23 protein-coding genes are annotated in these 24,944 nt (G+C 51.7%); 13 read left to right on the forward strand and 10 right to left on the reverse strand.

Annotation, left to right across the window (positions count from 1 at the left end):
• Positions 1–19 precede the first annotated feature (19 nt).
• Positions 20–643, forward strand: coding sequence for a thiol:disulfide interchange protein DsbA/DsbL (locus HMF8227_RS14620; protein ID WP_109341126.1), 624 nt, complete (start codon positions 20–22; stop codon positions 641–643).
• A gap of 293 nt (positions 644–936) precedes the next feature.
• Positions 937–2,637, forward strand: coding sequence for a hypothetical protein (locus tag HMF8227_RS14625; protein ID WP_109340893.1), 1,701 nt, complete (start codon positions 937–939; stop codon positions 2,635–2,637).
• Between the two features lie 69 nt (positions 2,638–2,706).
• On the opposite strand, the gene HMF8227_RS14630 is transcribed toward HMF8227_RS14625, so the two are convergent.
• The 4 genes from HMF8227_RS14630 to ubiD form a co-directional block, all read right to left on the reverse strand.
• Positions 2,707–4,647: a serine/threonine-protein kinase gene (locus HMF8227_RS14630; protein WP_109340894.1), complete on the reverse strand. Its 1,941-nt coding sequence runs from the start codon at positions 4,645–4,647 to the stop codon at positions 2,707–2,709.
• A 44-nt stretch (positions 4,648–4,691) separates the two neighbouring features.
• Positions 4,692–5,243 carry an ECF-type sigma factor gene (locus HMF8227_RS14635; RefSeq protein ID WP_162558622.1) on the reverse strand — a complete coding sequence of 184 codons (552 nt, stop codon included), beginning with the start codon at positions 5,241–5,243 and terminating at the stop codon, positions 4,692–4,694.
• 100 nt (positions 5,244–5,343) lie between these two features.
• The gene (gene fre / locus HMF8227_RS14640) at positions 5,344–6,042 is read right to left on the reverse strand and encodes an NAD(P)H-flavin reductase (RefSeq protein WP_109340896.1); all 699 of its coding nucleotides are present in this window, start codon (positions 6,040–6,042) and stop codon (positions 5,344–5,346) included.
• Positions 6,029–7,528 (reverse strand): 4-hydroxy-3-polyprenylbenzoate decarboxylase, encoded by a 1,500-nt coding sequence (gene ubiD, locus HMF8227_RS14645; protein ID WP_109341127.1) that lies wholly within the window; start codon positions 7,526–7,528, stop codon positions 6,029–6,031. Before ubiD ends, fre begins: the two co-directional genes overlap by 14 nt.
• A gap of 48 nt (positions 7,529–7,576) precedes the next feature.
• Between ubiD and HMF8227_RS14650 the strand changes: the two genes are divergently transcribed.
• From HMF8227_RS14650 to ubiK, 4 genes are read left to right on the forward strand one after another with little or no spacing between them, the layout of a single operon-like run.
• Positions 7,577–8,068, forward strand: a complete 492-nt coding sequence (locus HMF8227_RS14650; protein WP_109340897.1) for a hypothetical protein — start codon at positions 7,577–7,579, stop codon at positions 8,066–8,068.
• A gap of 9 nt (positions 8,069–8,077) precedes the next feature.
• Complete coding sequence (locus HMF8227_RS14655) at positions 8,078–8,314, forward strand: TIGR02647 family protein (RefSeq protein WP_109340898.1); 237 nt, start codon at positions 8,078–8,080, stop codon at positions 8,312–8,314.
• A 10-nt stretch (positions 8,315–8,324) separates the two neighbouring features.
• Positions 8,325–8,693: a DUF2750 domain-containing protein gene (locus tag HMF8227_RS14660; protein WP_109340899.1), complete on the forward strand. Its 369-nt coding sequence runs from the start codon at positions 8,325–8,327 to the stop codon at positions 8,691–8,693.
• A 54-nt stretch (positions 8,694–8,747) separates the two neighbouring features.
• Positions 8,748–9,011 carry a ubiquinone biosynthesis accessory factor UbiK gene (gene ubiK, locus HMF8227_RS14665; protein ID WP_109340900.1) on the forward strand — a complete coding sequence of 88 codons (264 nt, stop codon included), beginning with the start codon at positions 8,748–8,750 and terminating at the stop codon, positions 9,009–9,011.
• Between the two features lie 26 nt (positions 9,012–9,037).
• On the opposite strand, the gene HMF8227_RS14670 is transcribed toward ubiK, so the two are convergent.
• Entirely contained in the window at positions 9,038–10,057 is a 1,020-nt protein-coding gene (locus tag HMF8227_RS14670; RefSeq protein ID WP_109340901.1) for a GlxA family transcriptional regulator, read from the reverse strand.
• Between the two features lie 101 nt (positions 10,058–10,158).
• Between HMF8227_RS14670 and HMF8227_RS14675 the strand changes: the two genes are divergently transcribed.
• The 3 genes from HMF8227_RS14675 (at position 10,159) to HMF8227_RS14685 (ending at position 12,095) form a co-directional block, all read left to right on the forward strand.
• Positions 10,159–10,338 carry a hypothetical protein gene (locus tag HMF8227_RS14675; protein ID WP_109340902.1) on the forward strand — a complete coding sequence of 60 codons (180 nt, stop codon included), beginning with the start codon at positions 10,159–10,161 and terminating at the stop codon, positions 10,336–10,338.
• A 77-nt stretch (positions 10,339–10,415) separates the two neighbouring features.
• Complete coding sequence (locus HMF8227_RS14680; RefSeq protein ID WP_109340903.1) at positions 10,416–10,844, forward strand: universal stress protein; 429 nt, start codon at positions 10,416–10,418, stop codon at positions 10,842–10,844.
• A gap of 30 nt (positions 10,845–10,874) precedes the next feature.
• A complete protein-coding gene (locus HMF8227_RS14685; RefSeq protein ID WP_109340904.1) occupies positions 10,875–12,095 on the forward strand; it encodes a cation:proton antiporter in 1,221 nt (406 codons plus the stop codon).
• Here HMF8227_RS14685 and ilvA read toward each other — a convergent pair.
• Positions 12,059–13,606, reverse strand: coding sequence for a threonine ammonia-lyase, biosynthetic (gene ilvA, locus HMF8227_RS14690; RefSeq protein WP_109340905.1), 1,548 nt, complete (start codon positions 13,604–13,606; stop codon positions 12,059–12,061). The genes HMF8227_RS14685 and ilvA overlap by 37 nt on opposite strands.
• A gap of 1 nt (position 13,607) precedes the next feature.
• Positions 13,608–15,455: a dihydroxy-acid dehydratase gene (gene ilvD / locus HMF8227_RS14695; protein WP_109340906.1), complete on the reverse strand. Its 1,848-nt coding sequence runs from the start codon at positions 15,453–15,455 to the stop codon at positions 13,608–13,610.
• A gap of 237 nt (positions 15,456–15,692) precedes the next feature.
• Here ilvD and HMF8227_RS14700 point away from each other — a divergent pair, with 237 nt between their 5' ends.
• The 3 genes from HMF8227_RS14700 to HMF8227_RS14710 all read left to right on the forward strand — a co-directional run bounded on the left by HMF8227_RS14700 (position 15,693) and on the right by HMF8227_RS14710 (position 19,955).
• Complete coding sequence (locus HMF8227_RS14700) at positions 15,693–16,307, forward strand: trimeric intracellular cation channel family protein (RefSeq protein WP_109340907.1); 615 nt, start codon at positions 15,693–15,695, stop codon at positions 16,305–16,307.
• 56 nt (positions 16,308–16,363) lie between these two features.
• Positions 16,364–17,878 carry a YifB family Mg chelatase-like AAA ATPase gene (locus tag HMF8227_RS14705; RefSeq protein WP_109340908.1) on the forward strand — a complete coding sequence of 505 codons (1,515 nt, stop codon included), beginning with the start codon at positions 16,364–16,366 and terminating at the stop codon, positions 17,876–17,878.
• A gap of 196 nt (positions 17,879–18,074) precedes the next feature.
• Complete coding sequence (locus tag HMF8227_RS14710) at positions 18,075–19,955, forward strand: formylglycine-generating enzyme family protein (RefSeq protein ID WP_109340909.1); 1,881 nt, start codon at positions 18,075–18,077, stop codon at positions 19,953–19,955.
• 69 nt (positions 19,956–20,024) lie between these two features.
• Here the strand turns inward: HMF8227_RS14710 and ilvY are convergent, their stop codons facing one another.
• Positions 20,025–20,882, reverse strand: coding sequence for an HTH-type transcriptional activator IlvY (ilvY, locus tag HMF8227_RS14715; protein ID WP_109341128.1), 858 nt, complete (start codon positions 20,880–20,882; stop codon positions 20,025–20,027).
• 124 nt (positions 20,883–21,006) lie between these two features.
• Here ilvY and ilvC point away from each other — a divergent pair, with 124 nt between their 5' ends.
• The gene (ilvC, locus tag HMF8227_RS14720) at positions 21,007–22,491 is read left to right on the forward strand and encodes a ketol-acid reductoisomerase (RefSeq protein ID WP_109340910.1); all 1,485 of its coding nucleotides are present in this window, start codon (positions 21,007–21,009) and stop codon (positions 22,489–22,491) included.
• 400 nt (positions 22,492–22,891) lie between these two features.
• Here ilvC and can read toward each other — a convergent pair whose 3' ends face one another.
• Both can and HMF8227_RS14730 read right to left on the reverse strand, forming a co-directional pair.
• Positions 22,892–23,551, reverse strand: a complete 660-nt coding sequence (can, locus tag HMF8227_RS14725) for a carbonate dehydratase (RefSeq protein WP_109340911.1) — start codon at positions 23,549–23,551, stop codon at positions 22,892–22,894.
• A 117-nt stretch (positions 23,552–23,668) separates the two neighbouring features.
• Positions 23,669–24,919, reverse strand: a complete 1,251-nt coding sequence (locus tag HMF8227_RS14730; protein WP_109340912.1) for a glutamate-5-semialdehyde dehydrogenase — start codon at positions 24,917–24,919, stop codon at positions 23,669–23,671.
• Positions 24,920–24,944 lie beyond the last annotated feature (25 nt).

Raw genomic sequence — 24,944 nt, forward strand, 5'->3', positions numbered from 1 at the left:
TTACAGGATAAGAACCATGATGAAAAAACTCTTCTCGATATTGGCTGTCGCTTTGTTTCTTCCGTTACAAGCCTGTGCGGTAGAGCAGTGGCAGGAAGGCACTCACTATGAGGTGATCAATGACCAGGCCACCGAAGAGAAGCAGGTACTGGAATTTTTCTCTTTCTGGTGCCCTCATTGTTATAACTTTGAACCTCTGGTTGAGCAGGTGAAAAGCCAGTTGGGCGAGGATGTGAAGTTTAACAAGGTTCACGTCAATTTTATGGGCTTTGCCGATAAAGAGACGCAGGATGCCGCTACCCGTGCCATGATGGTAGGCCGGGCCCTGAAGAAAAGCGACAAGCTGAATAAGGCCGTGTTTGAATACATCCATAAGCAGCGCTCACCGCTGACCAGCATGGATGATCTGAAAAACATCTTTGCCATCAATGGTGTTGAAAAGGCCGAGTTCGACAAGATGGTTAAAAGCTTCGGCGTGAACAGCCTGTTCTCCAAGAACAACAAGCTGATCGCCCAGTATCGCCAGCATGTGCGCAGCGTACCGACTTTTATCGTCAACGGTAAGTTCCGCCCTACCTTTACCCGGGATATGACACCCGACGATATGATCGACCTGATCGTCTGGCTAAGCCAACAAAAATAACTAAACCGCCAAATACAAAAAGGGCGTGCTACTTCGGTAGCACGCCCTTTTTGTATTCTATGATGACGGCCGCTACCGCTTCTCTGAAAAAAACATAGTTACTTAAGTTATTCGGGCCTTCTGAGAAAAATCTACTTATTTTTCGTATCTCTTATTCACTCTCTCGTCTCCCCATTATCGAACCCATTAAGATCGAGAGATGGACTTCACCGTCTATTCTCTCTCCCTATTAATGAGCAGTTACAGGGCACCTTACCTGTCTGCAAGTCCGTAATGTCTCAAGGAGAATAACAATGAACAAAGCCCGTCTTCCAGTTTTACTCTGTCTGTGTATGACCGCACTGGTCGCTTGTGGCGGTGGAGGCGGCGAGAGCACTTCCCAGTCGACAAACTCAGGCAATCAACAAACTCCCGATCCCACTCTATCCATAACACAAGAAAACGAAGCTTGTGATGTAGGGCAAGACTGCCTGGTACTGAGCGCTGAGAGCAGCCAAAACGCTTCTGGTGCCACTTTTAAATTAGCTAATGTTGATTCGGCAGAGGTTGAAGTCAACGGTGAGCGGGTAGATATTTCGGAAGATGGTACAGTGAGTTTTACGGCTAGCTCATCCTTCAAGCTCTTTGTTACCCACTCAACAGGTGAGAGCTTAACTTTTGAGATCATGGACTTTACCGTTGACGGAGACACCTATTCCTCAGAGGCTACTGCGGATGTTAGTTTTATTGTGCCTGACGCCAATGCAACTCTTGATTTACCCAGCCTGGAGTGTGGTGAGGAAGGTTGTTCGGGTACACTTTATGCCGATACGCCTGTAAATGGCGTTAACTTCACTTTAGACCCTGTTGTTTCCGCAAAAGTCGAGACCAGCGAGGGCATTTATCCCGTAGAAAATGGTACCGCCAGCTTTCCCGCCACATCACATGCGACGGTCTCTTTTTCGGCTAGCAATAACCTTAGTGTTCAACAAGTTGGTCGTGTTACCAGCAATTCTTTTGATTCGGTCAGTGTCAGCGGTAACCAGCAAGATGTTAAACAGTCTCTAGAGTTATCCTTTGATCGCAGCGCGAATCTCTTTGCTACGCTTAACATCGCCAGCTATTACAACCATATTCCTATCACCACTGATGCCGCTTATGAAATCGAAGCCATCAAGAAGAGCATCATAGATTTTGGGCCAAATAGCGAGCCTCATTTACCCAGAGTATTAGTTGATACCCTCAATTACTCTTTGGAAACATGGAGTTTTGAAAACAACCAATTCGATACACTTGAGTCTGGTGAGATTGCCAACGCCACCAACCTAGCTGAGGGCGAAGTCAACAGACTCGCCTTTAATGTCGACACTATCCCTGGTGTGTATCGAATCGCTGTTAAAGCATCCGTTGACATGAATGGACACGAAGTGATTCTATCAGGAAGCGATGTCTTCACGGTTCGAGAGACTGGTCTAAACCGAGATATCACCCTTTTCCCAGAAGACGTTTCCGCCGGGGTTGTAGATTCTCTATCCGCTCATTTCGAAGCACTGGATGAGCAAGCCTCTTTTCCGGCAACGCTTGTTAGCTTGTATCCCACTCAGTACCGTGATGAGTTTGGCAACATCAACCCCATTCACTGTGTCTACACCACCGAAATGGCCAGCATGTTTCCCTCGGTTTCCGGTACTGCCGAGGTGGCATTGAAAACGTTTTGTCACCAAAACACGGCGTTTGGTGATGCACTCGGCGACGCTGAGACTGGCCGGCACACCGAGACCTCTATGATTCTCAATATCTCCTCTGAGCAGCACCAGGATCTAGTGGAGCGGGACATCGTGCTGCCAGGAGAGGCGCTCTACATGCCTTATGAAGCTGTTAAGGGAAGCAACATTGTGAACTGGCAGTTCCACTCTTTTGCCTCGCCGGGCGACGTGGAATTCATCTTTACATTCACTGCCCCCAATACCGCTGGCACCTCTACTGAAATACAGTTTGAAGTTGGCAACGAATAACTTCTGGTATGCCTAAAGCCCTCTTTATGGGCTTTAGGCATTTTCGGTACAGCTTGGAATAGAACGACTTCAGACTTTTGGCTCAGAAGAACTATCTAACTGATCGGTAATGTCTTTCAAAAGTGGGAAGTCGTCGTCGTAAACCTCTAACACTTGTTGCCTCAATACCTTAAGCCCTTCCAACGCCTCCTGCTCTCTATCTAACTGCCGGTAGGTGACATAAAGGTTATAGCGCTTATAGAACAGCGATGGATGCTCAATGGAGCCGAATTTCTCAACCAGTATATCAATCGACTTTTGAAACGCTGCCTGCGCAGCACTGTAATCACCCAAATTGCGCTGACTCGCCGCGAGTGTGTTGTATATGGTCGCCACCTGTTGCTCAGGTAAAATGTCAGAATAGCGCTCTATGACTTGTCGGGCCGCGTCTTTGCTTGCGTTGTAATCCTCTTGATAGTAATTAAAAAACGCTTTTGCTATCAAAGTAACGGCCAAGGCTTTCTGTTCGTCGAGACTGGGGCTTTCAATCTTCTCACCAATACGCCACGCTTTGTCCAGCTCACTAAGTGACGCTTGGCGTTGCTTTAAACCGTTATGGTTGTAGGCTCGCGACACATGGTAGTGCATTTCTATATAGGGCTCGGATAACACCTCTTTCTTGTCGGGTACGCTGTCTAGAACCTTCAAGGCTTTTTCATACTTCCCCGACTCTTGATAACTTTTCGCCAATTCGAATAGGATTGCAAAGCGTGCTAGCGGGTAATCTTCTAATTCTGTGATTGCTCGTTCAGCCAAGTCCGCCAGAACTTCTTCTACGGTGTACCCTCCAACCTTTTCAGTACGTTTGGCGTTGGCGTATTTGAAAATAGATTGCATGAAGCGACCGGTTGCCTGCTCTCTCTCGATAGTCGTCTTCAGCTCTTCATTCTTATTTTTTAACCACAATGAAGTACCTGTCACACTAACCAAGATGACAGATGTAACGATGACTAACGCATAATTACGCTGCGCCGCTCGTAGCGTTCGTCCGATAAAGCCAAGCGACTCAGCCCGAGTCGGACGGTTTTCGATGTATCTTTCAATATCCTCTTGCAGTTGTCCCACCGAAGCATAACGAGCCTCTGGACAATCAGCGCATGCCTTTTTCGCAATGAGGTTCAACCCGCGAGACAGGTCGAGTTTGTGTAAGAGTTTACCGATAGAATAAATGTCACTGGCTGCAGTTAGATTATTTTTCTGTAACTGCTCAGGAGACGCATAATCCCGACTTGCACCTCTTGGCGCCACCTTATTGTTAGACTTTTGTTGTTCAACCCTTCTTGCAATACCGAAATCCATCAACTTCGGCTCGCCTTTAGTATCCACAAGGATATTCGAAGGCTTAATGTCGGCATGCACCACCATATTAGAGTGCACCTCATTGATCGCCGAGAGCAGCTTCAAAACCAACTTGAGAGTTTGCTTTTCTGATAGCCTGTGGTTCGAGCAGTATTCATCAATGGGTTCCCCTTCAACATACTCCATGACAATGTATTGCAACGAATTGTTCGCACAGGTGCCTATGCTGAGAAAGCGAGCAACGTATGGATGGCTGATGTTGATGAGATGCTGCGCCTCACTGTGAATCACCTCCTCTCCAACGAGGCTGGTCACAGACGGGTAAATGAACTTTATAGCGACCTTTTGCTGCAGCTTGCCATCATTACGTCTGGCTGAATAAACCGCACCCATCCCGCCGAGACCAATAAGCTCTTCGACTCGATAGACGTCAACTTGTTCTCCCTTCAACGAACGCGTGATGTCATCGTTTGTGAGGCTTTTGGCGCTGTTATTGATGGTTTGAAGAAAAAGCGTTTCTTCTTGATTTCGATGGTGGGCAATGATCAGCTTTTTTGTTTCGCTGTAGAGAGGATGATCAACCGCCAGAACCTCATCGAGGTTCTGGAGCATATTCAGTTCATCTTTTTCTTGGAGGTATTGAAAAACATCATAGGACGATGAAAATTCCACTGTTTCAGTTTCCTTATTTTTTTATTAGATCATCTTCATGATGATCATATTTCTTCAATTTTTGCTCTTAAAAAAGCTTGAGCGATAGACAGCTCTCGGTAGGCCGTAGCCAAAGAGCTTTCTATAAACCTTGCGATTTCTTCTACATCGTAGCCAAGGAAATACCTTAAAGAGAACGCCTCTGCTGCTCTAGGTCGCTCAGACTCCAAAATCACCATTGCGCTATCTAACGCCATAAATCGCTCTTGGGCATCCAAGTCACATAGTTGCTCATTCACGATATCTTTTGGAGTACGCTTCTTAGCGGAGAGCTTGCGTATCTCATCTTTTAGGAGGTTACGTATAAACAGGCTGAGATAATTATTAAGCTGTCTTTCTTCTTCAATGTCCATTCCAGGAGGAACTAGCTCAATAAGCGCCTGATGAAGTAAGGAGGTGGTATGGGGGAGATGATTCAATATACTGGTAACGTCGATCTCTTCTCGGCTACGCTCTAAATGCGCCTGACAAACCTGCTTTAGGTGATAGTAAAGGAGAGTTTTAAGAGTATTGCTGCTGCGTTCGCAACCGTTTCCCCACTCCTTAATCAACTTCAAAAGGTCTACACGGCCATCCCTCTGCGACATGATCTTTTACACTCTTTCCCTTATTAGATAACAGCGGGTGAACTCGCCAAAAGCTCACCCCAGCTCTTTTTTAAATAAACGAATAGGCATCGCCAAACAGATTGGTGAGCTTGAGGCCGTGATCCTCAAATTCATCCCGAGCCACCTTGGCCATCTCGAAACGTCCGGCGATGTACACCTGGTGCTGGCTCATATCGGCAAAATCCTCGGCCACCGCCTCGTGAACGAGCCCAGTGCGTCCCTGCCAATCCTTACCCGGCTCTTGCACCACAGGTACAAAGTGAAACTCCGGATGCTGCTTTTCAAACTCAATGAGTTCATCGTAATCATACATATCCGCTTCCATTCTTACGCCCCAATACAGGGTCACAGGCGCGGTCAGATCCGATTCTAAAAGATGCAGGGCGATGCTGCGGGTATAGGAAAAACCGGTGCCACCGGCGATCAGGATACGAGGAGTCTGCTCGGCCTCTCTGAGGTAAGCCTCACCATGGGGCGCGTCGATCTGGATCACCTCATGGTTCTGCATCCGATCTACCACTTCCATGGCCCACGGGTTATGCTCCGAAGCACCGATATGCAGCTCAATGATACCGTCACTGCTGGGCGCATTGGCGATAGAGAACGGCCGCTTATCATCGTCTTCCATCACCACCAGCACATACTGGCCAGCCTTAAATTCCAACGGCTGTTCTGGTTTCAGTTCTATGCGGTATACGGTGGGCGTGAGCGTGTCGATACGCGCTACTTTACAATTAATCTCTGCCATAAGACTCGTCTTTCTGGTTGTCGAATAAGGCCAGTTCGTCCCATATCTGGTCGACCTTATGCTTAATGGATTCAGTCATGGTGATCGGCGTGCCCCATTCCCGGTCCGTTTCCCCGGGCCATTTATTAGTGGCATCCATCCCCATCTTGGAGCCTAAGCCGGATACTGGTGAGGCGAAATCCAGGTAATCGATGGGGGTATTCTCCACCAGCGTGGTGTCCCGGGCCGGATCCATCCGCGTGGTGATGGCCCAGATCACATCTTTCCAGTCGCGGGCATTCACATCATCGTCACAGACGATAACAAACTTGGTGTACATAAACTGGCGCAGGAAGGACCAAACGCCCATCATCACCCGCTTGGCATGGCCGGGGTATTGTTTTTTCATCGTCACCACCGCCATTCGATAGGAGCAGCCTTCTGGCGGTAGATAAAAATCCACAATCTCCGGAAATTGCTTTTGTAAGATAGGCACAAAGACTTCGTTCAGCGCCACACCCAAAATCGCCGGTTCATCCGGTGGCCTGCCGGTGTGAGTCGAATGATAGATGGGGTCTTTTCGCTGAGTCACATGCGTCACAGTAAAGACTGGAAATTCTTCTACCTCATTATAGTAACCGGTGTGATCACCATAGGGCCCTTCCGGTGCCGTTTCATCAGGGTCGATGTAGCCTTCCAGAACGATTTCGGCACTGGCGGGCACCTGGAGATCATTGCTGATACATTTGACCACCTCGGTCTTATCGCCGCGCAACAATCCAGCAAAGGCGTATTCAGATAGACTGTCCGGTACCGGTGTTACCGCCCCTAAGATGGTAGCGGGGTCGGCCCCTAAGGCCACCGACACCGGGAATTTCTCGCCTGGATGAGCCTGGCACCACTCCTGAAAATCCAGCGCCCCGCCACGATGGGATAACCAGCGCATAATCAGCTTGTTCTTGCCCAAACGCTGTTGACGATAGATGCCCAGATTCTGGCGCTTCTTATGGGGACCGCGGGTGACGGTAAGCCCCCAGGTTATCAGTGGTCCGGCATCGCCCGGCCAACAGGTTTGCACCGGGATGGACTCCAGATCCACTTCATCGCCGCTAAACACCTGCTGCTGACAGGGAGCTTTTTTCAGTTCCTTGGCGGGCATATTCAGCACCTGACGGAATACCGGCAGTTTATCCATTAAATCCCGAAAGCCCTTGGGAGGCTCTGGTTCTTTTAAGTAAGCCAGCAGCTTACCCACATCGCGCAGAGCTGTGACTGAGTCTTGCCCCATGCCCAGGGCGACCCGCTTTGGTGTACCAAACAGGTTGACCAACACCGGCATATCGTAGCCCTTGGGGTTTTCAAACAAAATCGCCGGACCCTCTGCTCTGAGGGTACGATCGGCGATCTCGGTCATCTCCAGTTCTGGATCCACTTCCAGGGTGACGCGCTTTAGTTCACCTTGGGCTTCCAGCTTGTCGATAAAGTCCCGTAAGTCTTTGTATTTCATCTGCATGGGCTATAGTTATCAATGCCACCCAGTATAACTGAGAACCGCATGAGAATCTTGCCAAGCCTTTGCCTGTGTGTGCCCCTGTCCAGTTACGCAGCCTGCAACCTCCCCCAACACGACCAGTTCGATTTTTGGCTAGGTCAGTGGCAGGTCTATTACCAAGGCAAACTTGCGGGGCTGAATTCGATTACAGAAGACTTGGACAATTGTGTCATTCGGGAGCATTATCGAACCGAATCAGGTTATGAAGGCCGAAGTTTGAACATTTATGATGCAAAGACTGAACGCTGGCACCAGACCTGGACCGATAACACCGGCCTGTTACTGCAACTTGATGGTCAATATGAGTCAGGAACAATGGTTCTTAAAGGTCATGGCCTGGATAAGACAGGCCAGGAGATTGAACATAAGATTAGTTGGACACCGCTGGCCGATGACACAGTCAGACAACACTGGCAAATTCGCTCGAGCAATGAGCATCAATGGCAAACCGTCTTTGACGGTGATTACCGCCCGATGGGCTCACAATCTGAATAAGGAGGCGCTATGGCCTTTAATCCTTCCATGATCGCGTGCATCGATCTTCTGATGAAGTTCCCCACCGACACCCTGCATCAGGGCATTAAACTGCACCGCGATGCCGACCCTGAGCTTATCGATGCCGCTAAGCGGCTGCACCAGATTGGCGCTATCGATCAGCCCGATGGGGGCTACCTGACCGATTTGGGTCATGACTTAGCGGAGCATGCTCAGATTCTGATTACTGCGTTAAAAAGTGCCTAAGGAGACCACCATGACTCAGCTTAGCCAGATGCAAAAATACCAATGGGAGAGTCAGCCTGCTCACAAGCGAGCCGAATTCTTTCATCAGAAAAGTCGACAGGCTCAGCAGGTGTGGACCATTGTCGACGACCATGGTGCCATGTTGCTGGTGACCGAGGATGAAGACTGCATTCCTGTGTGGCCCGATGAGGCCTTTGTCAAAGACTGGATCAATGATGACTGGCAGCACTGCCGACCATACGCCATCAGCCTGCAGGACTGGTACGATAAATGGCTACCGGGTCTGGAGGAGGACGGCGTCAGCGTAGTGGTGTTTCCGGTGACTCATGAGTCAGGGCTGATATTCGAACCGTGGGAGCTAAATCAGGCTGCGGCTTGATTCAGGCGAGCACTCGCGGTCTAATCCTAGTTAAAGACCAGACAAACAAAAGTTATGATCGATCCTAAAAAACTGGAACAAATTGCCAAACAAGTCACCGACGCTATTCCCCCTGGTGTCAAAACCATGGCCGAAGATATGGAAGGCCGGGTCAAACAGGTGCTACAAAGTCAGTTGGGTAAGCTGGATATGGTGACCCGAGAAGAGTTTGAGGTACAAACTCAGGTGCTGCTGCGCACCCGGGAAAAACTGGCTCAATTGGAAACTCGGCTGGAAAAGCTGGAACAAAAACCGGAACCCGACTCACCTTCCTCCTGAGACTTGCCTGATCTGCCTCAGGCAGATCAGGTTATGCTCTGTTCGTGAACAACCGTCCCATTTCCGCGTTGATCAAAACGCTGTCGGTAGCGACTCGGGGATAATTGCGTCTGATTTTGAAACAGGCGCCGGAATGATGCGGCGTCTTTATACCCAACCCGCTCAACGACCCAGTCGACCGGCATATCGGTTGCCGCCAATAGTTCCTTGGCATGCTCAATGCGTAACTGCTGTAAGTAAGCCATGGGCGTCTCCCCCGTCGCCGCTTTAAAGCGGCGAATCAAGGTCCGTGACGTTACTGCAAACTCTTCGCTGAGGCGCTTAAGGCTCACCTCTTCGGCATAATGGTTCTGCATCCAATCCTGCACCTTTCTAACCAGACTGTCTTTATGGCTGACCACCAACCGGGGATCGATAAAGGTTTGCTGAGACAGCCTTTGGCGATCCAATAACAGGAGCTTTGACAATGACGCGGCAAAGCCGTGTCCCATCAACGTCTCCAGAATTACCATACACACATTGATGGAGGCAGTTGTGGCTCCGCCGGTAATGCGATTGTTACTGTTAAGTACCAGGGACTCCATGGTGAGCTCCACCTTTGGGTAACGGTCACTAAAGACCTGTTTAAGCCACCAGGTGGTGGTCGCACGAAAGCCATCCAGCAACCCGGCCTCGGCCAGAATGAAACTGCCTACACAATGGCTGACGAGCAACGTGGAACCCTTAGCGCACTCTCGTAATACGGGCAGCAGGGCCTGTCCTTCCCGAAGGTAATCATCAAGTCTGACTGGTGTGTCCGCGTATGCAGGCACAACGACTAACGCAGAGGGACGGTCCAATGCCGTCAGAGGCAAGGTGGAAAAACTGATGCCATTGGAGCACCTGACCGGGGCGCCTGAAGCAGAATACACGGCGGTGCTGAAGGGTTCTGGCTGCTCTGGATGCTGGAACCGCCAATACGAGTTAGCCATATCGAAAAAATCGATCACGCTCATCACATCACTGGCGATCGCGTTGGGGGTTACAAGCAAAGCTATATGCAGCATCTTAATGTCACTTTACGCACTATTTTTATCATTATTGCCACTAACGCGATCAATGACAAGCCTCTAAGCTTGCAGTCGGGTTTTTATTTAAGGAGAGAATCATGCGTTGCATCCACAAAAATAGCCTGGTGATCATGACTCTTATCGCCACCTTAGCCACCACCTTCTGGATTCAGTGGAGTGGTGAGTTCGATGCGTCGATCCATCTGATTGCGGTGCCGCTGCTGTTGATATTGGCTCTGACGCTGGCTGGGCTGGCGCTAAATAGCAGTAATGAATAAGCTGATCTGTCTCAATGCAAGACCGCTGGTCTCCGTCTATCTTTGTAGTGACAATAAAGTTTTAGAAGGAGATTGGGATGTACAACAATGTGTTAGTGGCAATCGATACTTCAGTAGAAGCTAAGCAGGTACTGGATGCGGTGTTCGCCAATGAGTCCATCAAGGGTTCTAAACTGCATATATTTCACGCCACCGAGTTGCCCAGCCCCGGCATGGGTGACTATGCAGGTTACGATTTCGCCTTCGATATGGAGTCGGTACTGGATACTGCCAGAAAGAGTGTTAAGTCATTGATAGAACCCTATGGACTCGGGGAAGATGACTTTAGCATTCAAAGTGGTCATGCCTCGGATTTGATTGTGGATACCGCGGAAGAACGAAATGCCGATCTCATCGTGTTAGGCAGTCATGGCCGTCACGGCATTCGGCTGCTGCTGGGTTCAACGGCTAACAGCGTTCTGCATCATGCCAAATGTGATGTGTTAGCCGTTCGGATTAAAGACTAACCCTCGAACCACAACTCACCTGACTCGATAATGGTAAGTCCCCAACCAGACCAGGCGCCAGATGCTTTCCTGATGGCGCTTGGTGGGATTTTATTGCTGGGCCTTGCCACGTCCTTCTTATCCAAATCCACACCACTCCCCAGAGTGACACTGTTACTGCTATTTGGCATTGCCATTGGCGATCAGGGGCTGGGGGTGATCCCCGAGGTCTTTACTGACCGGTTCAGCCTGATCTCCGATATGACATTACTAATGGTGGGCTTTTTAATCGGCGGTAAGCTCACTCATGCATCTCTACACCGCTCAGCGAAGTCCATCCTCTGGGTGTCACTGTCTGGCGCTCTGGTGACGATGGTGGTTGTCACTTTAGGGTTAATCTGGGTCGGGCTTAGCCCTCCCATTGCGATTATTTTAGGTGCCATCGCCGCTGCTACCGCACCGGCTGCCATATTAGATGTGGTGCATGAATCGGGCGGAAACTCCAGATTCGGCCAGCTGTTACTCTCCGTGGTGGCCGTGGATGATGTATGGGCACTGCTGCTGTTTGGTCTGGCACTGGCAACGGTCAGCGGCCTCAACGGCAGCGGCATGGATGGCGGCATCGTGCTTCATTCCATTCAGGATATTGGCGGAGCCTTGTTACTGGGCGCGGCCGTTGGTCTGCCATCGGCTTACCTGACCGGCCGCCTGAAAGACGGTCAGCCTATGCTGACAGAGGCACTGGGAGTAGTGTTTCTGACCGGTGGTCTGGCCATGTGGCTGGAGGTGTCCTATCTGATCGCGGTAATGAGCGTCGGCGCCTTAATTGCCAATCTCGCCAAACACCATGACTACCCGTTTCATGCCATTGAAGGTGTTGAGTCCTTGTTTATGGTGATCTTCTTTGTGGTAGCGGGCGCTTCATTAGAGCTGGACGCTTTAGCGAATCTCGGTTGGGTAGGCGTGGTATTTGTATTTTGCCGCATAGCTGGCAAATACCTGGGCGCCTTTGTAGGCGGGGTGTTTGGCCGTTTAACGCCTGCCTATCGTAACTGGCTGGGCCTGGCCATGTTACCTCAGGCCGGGGTGCCCATCGGTATGGCGCTGGTGGCGGGTAACCGGTTTCCCGAGTACCAGCAAACCCTGTTGACCTTAGTGGTTAGCACCACCGTGCTGTTTGAGGTCCTGGGACCGGTATTCGCCCGGCTGGCTATCAGCCGGGCTTGTGAATCCGATCAGGCCGGTGCCGTTAAATCCGATAGGAAAAACTGATAGGCCGGATTATCTGTTTGCTCCTGATAATGGTAACCCAGCTGGCTCAGATGCCGATCAAAGTCCCGCCGCGAATCAGTCGGTATATCGAAGCCTGCCAGCACCAACCCTTCTGCGGCCCCATGATTGCGATAGTGGAATAAGGTAATGTTCCAGCGATCGCCTAAGGTATCGAGAAACTTTTTTAGTGCGCCCGGATGCTCCGGGAACTCGAAGGAAAAAATATGCTCGTTAGGCAAATCCACCGGCCGCCCCCCAACCATGTAACGCACATGGAGTTTGGCCATCTCATTGTCGGATAGATTGAAAATCCGATACCCTTCGTCATGCAGCGTCTGACGAATCTGCTCAAATTCCGCCTGCCCCTGCCGCAATTTGAGCCCCACAAAGATATGAGCCTCGTCCTCACGGGCATAGCGGTAATTAAATTCGGTAATGCCGCGCCCGCCCAATAACTCGCAGAAACGCTTAAAGGCGCCGGGCCGCTCTGGAATGGTGGCGGCGAAAACCGCCTCTTTCTGCTCACCCAGCTCGCAGCGCTCAGACACGTAGCGCAGGGTATGAAAGTTAATATTGGCACCACATAATATGCCACCCACATGAGCCTGACTGAGATCATGGTTCTTGGCGTATTTCCGGATTGCTGCCACCGACATGGCTCCCGCAGGTTCGGCGATGACCCTGGTATCGTCGAAGATATCCTTGATAGCACCACAGATCTCGTCGCTACTAACCGTTACCACCTCGTCCACGTATTGCTGACACAAACGGAAGGTTTCGGTACCGATGGTCTTAACCGCGACCCCATCGGCAAAAATCCCTACCGATGGCAGGGTCACTGGTTTGCCCGCCTCCAGGGCTGCCTTTAGGCAGGCCGACTCATCAGACTCCACGGCGATGATTTTCAGGTCTGGCTTTAGCTGCTTAAGATATACAGCAATACCCGCGGCTAAACCACCACCTCCGACCGCGATAAACAGGGTATCCAGTTTGGGGTTTTGCTCCAACAGTTCACGGCCAATGGTGCCCTGACCGGCGATCACATCAGGATCATCGAACGGTGGAATAAAAGTATAGCCATTCTCTTTTGCCAGACGCTGTGCTTCGTCCTTGGCAGCATCGAAGCTGGTACCGTGCAATACCACCTCGGCGGCATCGCCGCCAAAGCGACGTACGGCTTCTACCTTGATATCCGGGGTAGTTTCCGGCATCACGATCACTGCCTTTATGCCTTTAATGCGAGCCGAATAGGCCAGTCCTTGGGCATGATTGCCCGCGGAAGCCGCAATCACCCCGGCTTGCTTCTGCGCCTCGGAAAGCTGGCTCATTCGGTTGTAGGCCCCGCGAAGCTTAAAGGACTTCACCGGCTGCTGGTCCTCACGCTTTAACCAGATATCCGAGTTGAGTTCGCCAGACAACCGGTTCATGCGCACCAAATCGCTTTTCACCGCCACATCGTAAACCGGAGAGAGCAGGACTTTACGTAGATACTCCGCTTCGCTGACCGTCATCTCAGTACTCCAACTTGGACTTGTCACGCACCGCCCCTTTATCCGCACTGGTGGCCAGAAGGGCATAAGTCCGCAAGGCATAAGAAACCGCTCGCTCACGAGCTTCGGGCAGCCAGGCATTGGGTTTCTGGTCCATCGCCTCCCGGCGATGAGCAAGCTCGGCATCGCTGACCTTAAGCTCAATGCGCCGATTGGGTATATCAATTTCGATGGTATCGCCTTCTTCCACCAGCGCGATGGTACCGCCACTGGCCGCCTCGGGAGACACATGGCCAATGGACAGCCCCGACGTACCGCCGGAAAAACGCCCATCGGTGATCAGGGCACAGGCCTTACCCAGGCCCTTGGACTTGAGATAAGACGTGGGATAGAGCATTTCCTGCATACCAGGCCCCCCTTTCGGCCCCTCGTAACGAATGATCACCACCTCACCTGCTTGCACCTCGTCGTTCAGGATCCCCGCCACTGCGGCATCCTGACTTTCGAAGATCCGCGCAGGGCCACTGAACGTTAAGATGGACTCATCCACCCCGGCGGTTTTCACAATACAGCCATTCTCGGCCAGGTTGCCGAACAGCACCGCCAAACCGCCATCCTGACTGTAGGCATGTTCAACGGTTCGGATACAGCCGTTTTCGCGGTCATTGTCCACATCCGGATAGCGGCAATCCTGACTAAAGGCCTGAGTGGTACGGATGCCAGCAGGACCGGCTCGATAAAAGGTCTGGGCCTGTTCATTGGCACTGTCTACCACGTCCCATTTGGCCAGCACCTCGGCCATGGTGCCACCCAGCACATGGGGATTATCGCCATGCAACAAGCCACCTCGGTTCAGTTCCGCCAAAATGCCCATTACGCCGCCAGCGCGATGCACATCTTCCATATGGTATTTCTGGGTGGCCGGTGCCACTTTGCACAGGTGAGGCACCTTACGGGACAGTTGATCGATGTCGGTCATGGTAAAATCGATCTCGCCTTCCTGCGCCGCGGCCAGCAAGTGCAAGATGGTATTGGTAGAGCCGCCCATGGCGATATCCAGGCTCATGGCATTCTCAAACGCTTTACGATTGGCTATGGAGCGGGGCAGGGCGGTTGCATCGTCGTCGCCGTAATAACGTTTACACAGTTCCACCACCTGCTTACCGGCATTTTTAAACAGAGCTTCGCGATCGGCGTGAGTGGCTAACATAGAGCCATTGCCGGGCAAAGACAGTCCCAAGGCCTCGGTTAAGCAGTTCATGGAGTTCGCAGTAAACATGCCTGAGCAGGAGCCACAGGTGGGGCAGGCGGAACGCTCGATCTCCTGAGAGTCTTCGTCGCTGACCTTATCGTCGGCGGCCGCTACCATCGCATCTACCAAATCCAGCGCGATGATCTGATCGGACAGCTTGGTTTTACCCGCTTCCATTGGGCCCCCGGAAACAAACACCACCGGAATATTCAGGCGCATCGCCGCCATCAACATGCCGGGGGTGATCTTGTCGCAGTTGGAGATGCACACCAGCGCATCTGCACAGTGAGCATTAACCATGTATTCCACCGAGTCGGCGATCAGCTCCCGCGACGGCAAGCTATAAAGCATGCCGCCATGGCCCATGGCGATACCGTCGTCCACAGCGATGGTGTTAAACTCCTTGGCAACACCGCCAGCCTCTTCGATGCTGCGGGCGACAAGCTGGCCCATGTCTTTAAGGTGCACATGGCCAGGCACAAACTGAGTGAAGGAATTCGCAACCGCGATAATGGGCTTACCAAAATCGCCGTCTTTCATGCCGGTGGCGCGCCAGAGCGCACGGGCACCAGCCATATTGCGGCCTTGAGTGGTAGTGGCGGAGCGTAATTTTGGCATTGACCTATTCCTCTTATCGGATCACAAAAAAGATTCAGACCAGCATAACCCGCTTGTCTGATAACTACCGGCTTAGTAAGAAGAATAGAAAAATTTTTGAAAAGAACCCCGAAGGGCGTACGTCACTAAGCGAATTAATAGCATGATGAACAAAACCGGATCAAGGAAATTCGTTCAGCCCGGCGCTTATTTGTTATACCGTTTCAAACTATCTGAAGTTCGGATTAAGGCACAACAATGACGCAATGGCTACATTGGATCGATTTGATGGGCGTAGCAGTGTTTGCTGTCTCTGGCACTCTGATGGCATTTCGCAAACACATGGACGGTTTCGGCGTAATCGTACTGGCTTCAGTCACCGCTATTGGTGGCGGCACTTTGCGGGATATGATCCTCGACTTACCTGTATTCTGGGTGCACAGCACCGATTTTCTTTACACCATACTGGCGGCAGCGGTGATCACCATCATTTGGTTAAGAGTCACTCATAAGTTTCCCTATCAAACCCTGCTTATCGCCGATGCCATGGGATTGGCGTTTTTTAATGTCATGGGTCTGCAAAAAGCTCTGAACTACGGTGCTGATCCCCTCATTGCGATAGTCATGGGCACCATGACCGGTGCTTTTGGCGGCCTGATTCGGGATGTCATCTGTCGCGATATTCCTTTAGTGCTCAAAGGTGAGCTTTACGCTACCACCTGTATTTTCGGCAGTCTGGTTTATCTGGCCATATTCTGGGGATGGGACAACAGTTCTCTCGCCATGTTGGGCGCTGTCATAGGCACTCTTAGCCTGCGCGTGACGGCCATTTACCGCCACTGGCAGCTGCCATTATTCCAAGGGCTGCATTAGAAAAACCCTGTTAATCTGACTAGGCTTAGTTCAGATGAGTATAGGGAGACACAAGGATGTCACTGGCAATCGTGCAGACCCGGGCGTGTTTGGGCATCGAAGCCCCCAAGGTATCGGTGGAGGTTCATCTGTCTAACGGCCTTCCGGCCTTTAATATTGTCGGCTTGCCCGAGGCGTCGGTGAGAGAGTCCCGGGATCGGGTGCGCTCGGCGCTGACCAACTCTGGATTCGAATTCCCACCCAAACGCATTACCGTTAATCTCGCTCCGGCAGATCTTCCTAAAGACGGCAGTCGCTTTGATTTACCGATTGCCATCGGCATTATCGCTGCCTGTCATGACCTACCTAAAGAACGTTTGCAGGTCTCAGAATTTGTTGGCGAACTTGCCTTGTCAGGAGAGCTGCGCCCCATCAGTGGTGTTTTGCCCAGCGCCTATGCCTGCCATCAGGCCGGTCATCAGCTGGTGTTCCCCCGCGACAATGCCGGTGAAGCGGCACTAATCCGCCAGGCCGACTTGTACCCGGCTTGCCAGCTCCTGGAAGTCTTTCATCATCTGAACGGCCAAGAACAGCTGCCCGTCTACCAATCGCAGATACCAGAACAGGCACCAGACTCTACACTTGATTTGCAAGATGTGGTCGGGCAGGGACCTGCCAAGCGGGCACTTGAGATCGCCGCTGCCGGTGGTCATAACCTGCTTCTTACCGGTCCACCGGGCACCGGCAAGACAATGCTGGCCAATCGCCTGCCTGGGCTATTACCAGAAATGAGCGAACATGAAGCACTGGAAACCGCCGCTATTCACTCGGTGACTGGGAAGCCCTTAACTCCCGACAGTTGGCGTCAGCGTCCATTTCGATCCCCCCATCACACAAGTTCGGCAGTAGCACTGGTAGGCGGAGGCAGTCAGCCAAGACCAGGGGAGATATCTTTGGCCCATAATGGGGTGCTGTTTTTAGACGAGTTGCCGGAGTTTGATCGCAAAGTATTGGAAGTCCTGCGCGAGCCGTTGGAGGCCGGGAAGGTTTCTATCTCCCGTGCCGCCCGTCAGGCGGAATTTCCGGCCCGATTTCAGTTAGTGGCCGCTATGAATCCGTCGCCCACAGGTTCGGCCCAGGACCGAAGAGCCACCACAGAGCAAACATTGCGTTACCTGAATCGCCTGTCCGGTCCCTTCTTAGAGCGCATCGATTTGCAGGTAGAAGTGCCTAAGCTGCCCTCGGGACAGTTTGCCCAACGCATCCAAGACCGCGGTGAGCCTACCGCCTTGGTGCGTCAGCGTGTGCTGCAGGCTCGTCAGCGCCAGTGGCATAGAACCGACAAGCTCAACGCCCACCTCAGTGCCCGGGAAGTCGATCAGCATTGCTCCCTTTCCCAGGCAGACCGGCAATTTCTGGAGCAGGCCGCCGAACAACTCGGCCTCTCGATCCGCAGCTTTCACCGGCTCCTCAAAATCGGGCGCACCCTGGCCGATTTGGAAGGCAAAGCAAACATTCGCCGTCATCACCTGACCGAGGCACTGCAATATCGAGCACTGGATCGACTGATTGCCATTTTGAGCAGTAATTAGCGGTCCGAATCTGCCTAAATTTTATTCATTGTCCCGAGTCGCTTCCAATACTTGCGCTTTTATTGACAACTCAATAGCATAGGAGTTTGTTACGCGAGATAGCAGCTTTAATATACTGCCGGTAATGTTATTATCAGCCGTTAAGCACGAACAACAATAACAGTTAATAAGCTGGCGACCCGTTGGGAATGGAATAATGAATCGAATAGCACACTTGGCTCTGGCGATAGCCCTGACATACTCAACGGGGTTGATCGCTCAACAGTCTGACTCCGTTGAAGATATCCGACAACAAATTCAAACCAACCAGAGTGAATACGACAGCTATCATCAGACGCTGCAAAAAGAACAGGCCCAGGCCAATCAACTGGAGTCTGAACTGGCGGACTTAAGGCAGAAGAACAAAGAGCTGGAAGAGCAGCGCCAGCAACGCCTTAATCAGATGAATCAGCAGTATGAGAAAATCATCGAAGATCCCAGCGTCGATATTGAGCAATATCGCCAGTCCTATCTGGAAGCCGTTCGTGCCCATAAACAGAACAAAGACGCCATCACCGACAAATACAACGCCTGGCAGGCTAAGTTGGCGGATGTTGAGCAATTGCGTATTTCCAAACATGGCCTGCTTAATAAGATCGAAAACCTGAAAGAAGAGCTGAACAACGCTCGGGTGGATCGCCTCTATAATGAGTTTAACCGTACCGATACCATCAGCGTGCAGCACAGCATTCAGTGTGACCGCGAAGAAACCATCGCCAAATGCAGCAATCGCGGTAAATTCCTGGCCAAGCAAAAAGCCTCCAAACGCTTCCTTGACGAGCTCTACAACGGCCTGACCGAATCTGAGCTGGCTAGCAAGCAGCGTCCATATTCCGATGCCTATGTACAGGTGATGCACAGCGACATCGTGGATGACGGCTTTAGCGGCAACGCCAACTATCAGGTCAGCATCAACGCTAAATTGAAAGGCAGCATGAATCGCGCCGAAGCCTGCGACTTGCTGGCGCTGGACCGTCGCTACTGTCTGAATCGTCCCGAGCAGGCTGAAGTCGTCACTGAAACGCCACAAGAAATGATGGCAGCGCAGGGTTCCGATGAATCCAAGATGTACGAACTGACCCTACGCTCTAACGTTTATGATGACGAAGTGTTCATTGATGGTGAAAGCTACGGTTCCACCAAGTTACAGGTGATGCTGCCCGCAGGCCCTCACACCATTGAGGTCGTTAAACGGGGTTACCAGCCGATTACCCGTAAAATCGATCTTAGGGAAAGCACGACCATGCGGGTGGAGCTGGATAAAGCCCAATTTGCCTTTAATAAGGGCGAAAAAATTCAGGACATTCTGGTGGATGACATCCAGGGCCCAACGCTGGTCGTCATTCCGGCTGGTAGCTTTAAGATGGGGGACATTAACGGGAATGGTCTAAGCAATGAGCGCCCTGTAGAGACGCGTCAGATTGATGAATCATTCGGTCTCACTGAGACCGAAATTACCGTGGCCGATTTTCGCCACTTTGCCAAAGCCACTAGCTATGTTACCGACGCCGAAAAGGGCAAGGGGTGCGCCTACTATGAGGGTGGCAAACCTGTGTGGAATGACAAGCTGAACTGGCGCCAGCCCGGATACAACAATACCGATAAACACCCCGTGGTGTGTATCAGTCAACGAGATGCCAAGGCCTATGTTGACTGGCTGAGCAAAACCAGTGGCACCACTTATCGTCTGCCATCAGAAGTGGAGTGGGAATACGCGGCCCGTGCCGGTACCGAGAGTGACTTCTGGTGGGGTGATAGTATTGGAACCAATAATGCTAACTGTGGCTGGTGCGGCAGTGAGTGGTCCAATCAAAGCGCAGCCCCCGTGGCCACTTTTGACGAAAATGGCTATGGCCTTTTCGATACGGTAGGCAACGTGTGGGAGTGGACCACCAGCGAAGAAGCTAAAAGTGGCGCTATCGTCCGCGGCGGCGCCTGGAGTTTTGCGCCTCGCCTGGCCCGAGTGTCAACTCGTATGGAGTTAGAGCCCAGCTTCCGGGCTAATTATATTGGCCTGCGCGTGGTTCGCGAGCAGTAATCACTCCGTAACAACTTTCTTGCGCCCGGCCCAAGCCGGGCGCTTTTGTTTTGAAGCCCTTTATTAACATCAAGCTTGTTCCAGTAACGCGTTTATCAAAGGCTCAGCCACTCGTTGCTGCAAGCAGCACAGCCCAAGTCTGAAAGATTCAATGTGGTCTAGCGCGATCACGGATACCTTATCGAGCACCACTGAGTTCTCCACTACAGGTCGCGGTACTATGCCGATGCCACAACCTAAGGCCACCATGCTAACAATAGCTTCATGACCGCTGACCGACGCATAAATCTTTGGCCGAATACCTTTTTCCGCCAGCCAGTGATGCACTATGCGCTTGGACGGGCCACTATCGGGCATCACCATAGGCATCGTGCGCCAGTCTATCTGCTCTAACCTCCCCACCCGATATCCGACCGGGCAAATCATTACCAAGGGTAAGGTATCCAACGGCTGGAAATACAAATGCTTGGGCATATCCGGCGAGTGCACCGCGATAGCCATATCCGCCTGTTCCTGCACTACCTTTTCGATCGAAAGGGCAGGGTCGCCGGTGGTCAGGCGGATCTCAGCCTGAGGATGGCGATGTCGGAAGCTATCCAGTATCGCTGGAAGGTGGCTGTAACTGGCTGTCACAGAGCAAAACAGGCTCAATTCACCGGCTAGCTGCTGAGCCTGCTGGTGAATGCCAAGCTTAGTATTTTGCCATTGCTGCAGGGTTTCCTGGGCGAAGCGCTGCATCTGCTCCCCGGCAGCAGTCAGCTTAACGGATCGGTTGTCTCTGACCAGCAACGGCGCGCCTACCTCCTCTTCCAGCCGTTTGATCGCCCGACTCAGCGTTGGCGGACTGACAAATAAAGCTTCTGCGGTTTTACCGAAGTGCAGGCTGGTGGCCAGATGCTCGAACAGTTGCAGGGTACGGAGATCCATCATGTTTCACAAAATGAAATACTATCTTTTAAATATATCATTTTATTCAACATAAGAAAGCCACTACAGTGTCACCCAATGCAAGTACGTCACTGGCTTGTAAGAAGAGAATAGAGAAGGATTTATGGCGAATTACTTTAACTCACTGCCGTTAAGAAAACAGTTAGATCAATTGGGTCGTTGCCGCTTTATGAGCCGCAGCGAGTTTGCCCAGGGCTGTGACTTCTTAAAAGGCAAGAAAATTGTCATTGTCGGTTGCGGTGCTCAGGGTCTTAACCAGGGCCTGAACATGCGCGATTCCGGCTTGGATGTGGCTTACGCTCTGCGCCAAGCCGCTATCGATGAGAAGCGCGCTTCCTATGAGCGAGCCACCAGCAACGGCTTCACCGTGGGTACGTACCAGGAACTGATTCCTGAAGCGGATCTGGTGTATAACCTGACCCCGGATAAGCAGCATGCCAGTGTTATAGAAGCTGTGATGCCTTTGATGAAGCAAGGCTCGGCACTAGGTTACTCTCACGGCTTCAATATCGTTGAGGAAGGCCAACAGATTCGCTCCGATATTACCGTGGTCATGTGCGCACCAAAATGTCCGGGCACCGAGGTACGCGAAGAATACAAGCGCGGATTCGGTGTTCCAACCCTGATCGCCGTGCATCCTGAAAACGATCCACAAGGCGAAGGTCTGACTATCGCCAAGGCACTGGCTTCCGCTACCGGCGGCGACCGTGCCGGGGTACTGGAGTCGTCTTTTGTGGCCGAAGTAAAATCGGACCTTATGGGTGAGCAGACTATCCTGTGTGGTATGCAACAAACCGCCGCCATCCTGTGCTACGAGAAGATGGTCCAGGAAGGCATTGATGCCGGTTACGCTGCGGCTCTGATTCAGTATGGATTGGAGGCCATCACCGAAGCGCTGAAGATCGGCGGCGTATCCAATATGATGGATCGCCTGTCCAATCCGGCCAAAATCAAGGCCAATGAACTTTCCGAAGAGTTAACTGACTTGCTTCGCCCCCTGTTTGAAAAACATCAGGACGACATCATCAGCGGTGAGTTTTCCAAGACCATGATGGAAGACTGGGCCAACGGCGATGCCAACCTGTTTAAGTGGCGGGAAGAAACTGGCCAGAGTGGTTTCGAGCAAGCGCCTCAGTATCAGGGTGAGATTGAAGAACAAGAGTTCTTTGATAACGGCATCCTGCTGGTGGCCATGATCAAATGCGGTGTCGAACTGGCTTTCGATGTGATGGTTGAAGCCGGCATCCTGCCCGAATCAGCCTACTATGAGTCGCTGCATGAGACCCCATTGATCTCCAATACCATCGCCCGTAAGCGCTTGTATGAGATGAATGTGGTAATTTCCGATACGGCCGAATACGGTAACTATCTGTTTGCCAATGCCGCCGTGCCTCTGTTGGCAGAACGTTTTATGCCCAGCATCAAGACCGATGTGATCGGTAAGGGGCTGAACGTTAAGTCCAACAGTGTGCTTAACAAGACGCTCACTGAAGTGAATGACGCTATTCGCAACCACCCAGTAGAAAAGGTGGGTAAAGAGCTACGCGGTTATATGACGGATATGAAGGCCATCGTCGAGGCCCAATAAACTCCCTTGGTTTCTGTCGTTAGGTGCTTTAACCAAGCCCTTTTGCCCGACCCTCTGGTCGGGCTTTTTTATATCTAGGGACATATGGAATCCCTCGAATGCAGGAGCAATTCGAGGGATTCTTTCGATTGACTTCGATTGACCGGACGGACTGGTTTTCGCCTGAAAACTTGCACTTAAGCCTTCTTTAGCCGACGTATGCCGCAGACGCATGGATGCTTAAGAGCGAGGAGCGAGGAGCGCGAGACCGTGGGCGAACCACGCCCGCTGTTGGCGAAAGCTCGTAGCCAATAGAGTAGTGAGCGGGAGGGCAATGGAAGGCCGAGCTGGACTTGTTCTGGAGGCAGGAGTAATTACTGGCTTGGGTTCGGGATACGGACGAGCCTAAGATCCTTGATAGTTATTGCTGTTCCAGATCCTTCAAGCGGCCATTCTTCAGGCTGTATATCCAGCTGTGGATCTCAATATCCTGGCCTCGGGCAAGGGCATCTTTCACAATAGACGTTCGAGCAACATTTTTAGCCTGCTCCAGCACATTCAACTCACACAGGCGGCTCACCTTATCCTCCTGAGACAAGCCCGACAGTTCAGCTTCATGCTTGTGTGCCACATCTTCGATATGGTGCAGCCAGTTGTCGATAAGACCGTGCTGCTTACCATCGATAGACGCCGCTACACCGCCGCATCCATAATGACCACAGACGATAATATGCTTGACCTTAAGCACGTCAACGGCGAATTGCAGCACCGACAGGCAGTTGAGATCGGTATGGATGACCTGATTGGCCACATTGCGATGCACGAAGATATCTCCGGGCAGTAAATCGACGATCTGATTGGCAGGCACGCGGCTGTCCGAACAGCCGATCCACAGGTACTCGGGGCTTTGCTGTTTTGCCAGCTTATTAAAAAACTCTGGGTCAGCGGTGTCGGTACGCTGAGCCCATTGTCGATTTTTCTCGAATAAATCCTGAATACTCACAGTTCCTCGCTCGCTGGCATTCGCCACCTGAAAATCGGCGGCATCCCTTAAGTGTAAAGCGTTTTTCCCCGGTGACATATCAGACCAAAGGCCGGATATAACAAAGCCGACATCCGCAGATTGGCGAATGTCGGCTTGCGATTATAGTCTATCTACCGCTTAGGTCATGCCTTGGCGGCATTATCCGTCATGGGCTTACTGGCGAATATGACCGTCACCCAACACCACAAATTTCTCAGTGGTCAGTGACTCTACCCCCATGGGCCCATAAGCGTGCAGTTTACTGGTGGAGATACCAATTTCAGCCCCCAAGCCCAGTTGACCGCCGTCAGAGAAACGCGAAGAAGCATTCGCCATCACTACCGCAGAATTCACCGAGCGGATGAACTTCTGGGCGTTGGAATAATCCTGAGTCGCGATCACCTCGGTGTGGCCCGAGCTATAAGCTTCCAGGTGTTCGATGGCGTGATCGAAGCTATCCACCACACGCACGGCAATTTCTAACGCCAGGTACTCCTCGTCCCAGTCTTCTTCGGTCGCCGGAATGGCGCCATCGAAGTAACCGATACTGTTTTCACAGGCATGGACCTTCACCTTATGCTCGGCCAGCATGGCCGCCGCCATTGGCAGGAAGCTGGCAGCGATATCTTTATGTACCAGCAAGGTCTCCAGTGCATTACATACGCCAGTGCGCTGAGTCTTACCATTTTGCAGCAGGCTTAATGCCTTGGCTTCGTCGGCTTTATCATCTACGTACAGGTGACAAACACCTTTGTAATGCTGAATCACAGGAATGCGGCTGTTTTCCGACACGAAGCGAATCAGACCTTCACCGCCCCGAGGGATGATCAGATCAATGTCCTCGTTCAACGTCATCAGCTCGTTCATGATAGCGCGATCAGGGTCCGGTACCACGACCACACAGTTACGATCCAGATCGTTGGATTCCAGTGCCGTGTAAATGCACTCAGCCAACGCCAGATTGGAATGCAAGGCTTCCTTACCGCCTCGCAATACGACACCGTTACCGGCTTTCAAACACAGCGCTGCGGCATCAATAGTGACGTTGGGGCGCGACTCGTAAATCATGGCAATCACCCCCAGAGGGATGCGCATCTTGCCCACTTCAATGCCGCTTTCTTCACGGTGAATGTTGCTAATGCTACCAACCGGATCAGCCTGAGCAGCAATGTCGCGCACCGCATTGGCGATGTCGCGGATGCTGGATTCGGTCAGCTTCAGACGATCCATCATGGCATCGGACAGACCATTTTGCTGGCCGTTTTCCAAATCCTTTTCATTCGCTTTCAGGATCTGAGGCGTTTGCTGTTCCATATTGTCTGCAATGCTGTGCAGCACGGCATTTTTCTTCTGTGAGGTTACTTTAGCCAGCTGACGCGAGGCGATGCGGGCTTTCTTAGCCATTTCTTTAATTGAAAAGCTCATATGTTCTCCTACTAATATTCGGTGA

Origin of the sequence: Saliniradius amylolyticus (assembly GCF_003143555.1) — a bacterium.
GTDB lineage: Bacteria > Pseudomonadota > Gammaproteobacteria > Enterobacterales > Alteromonadaceae > Saliniradius > Saliniradius amylolyticus.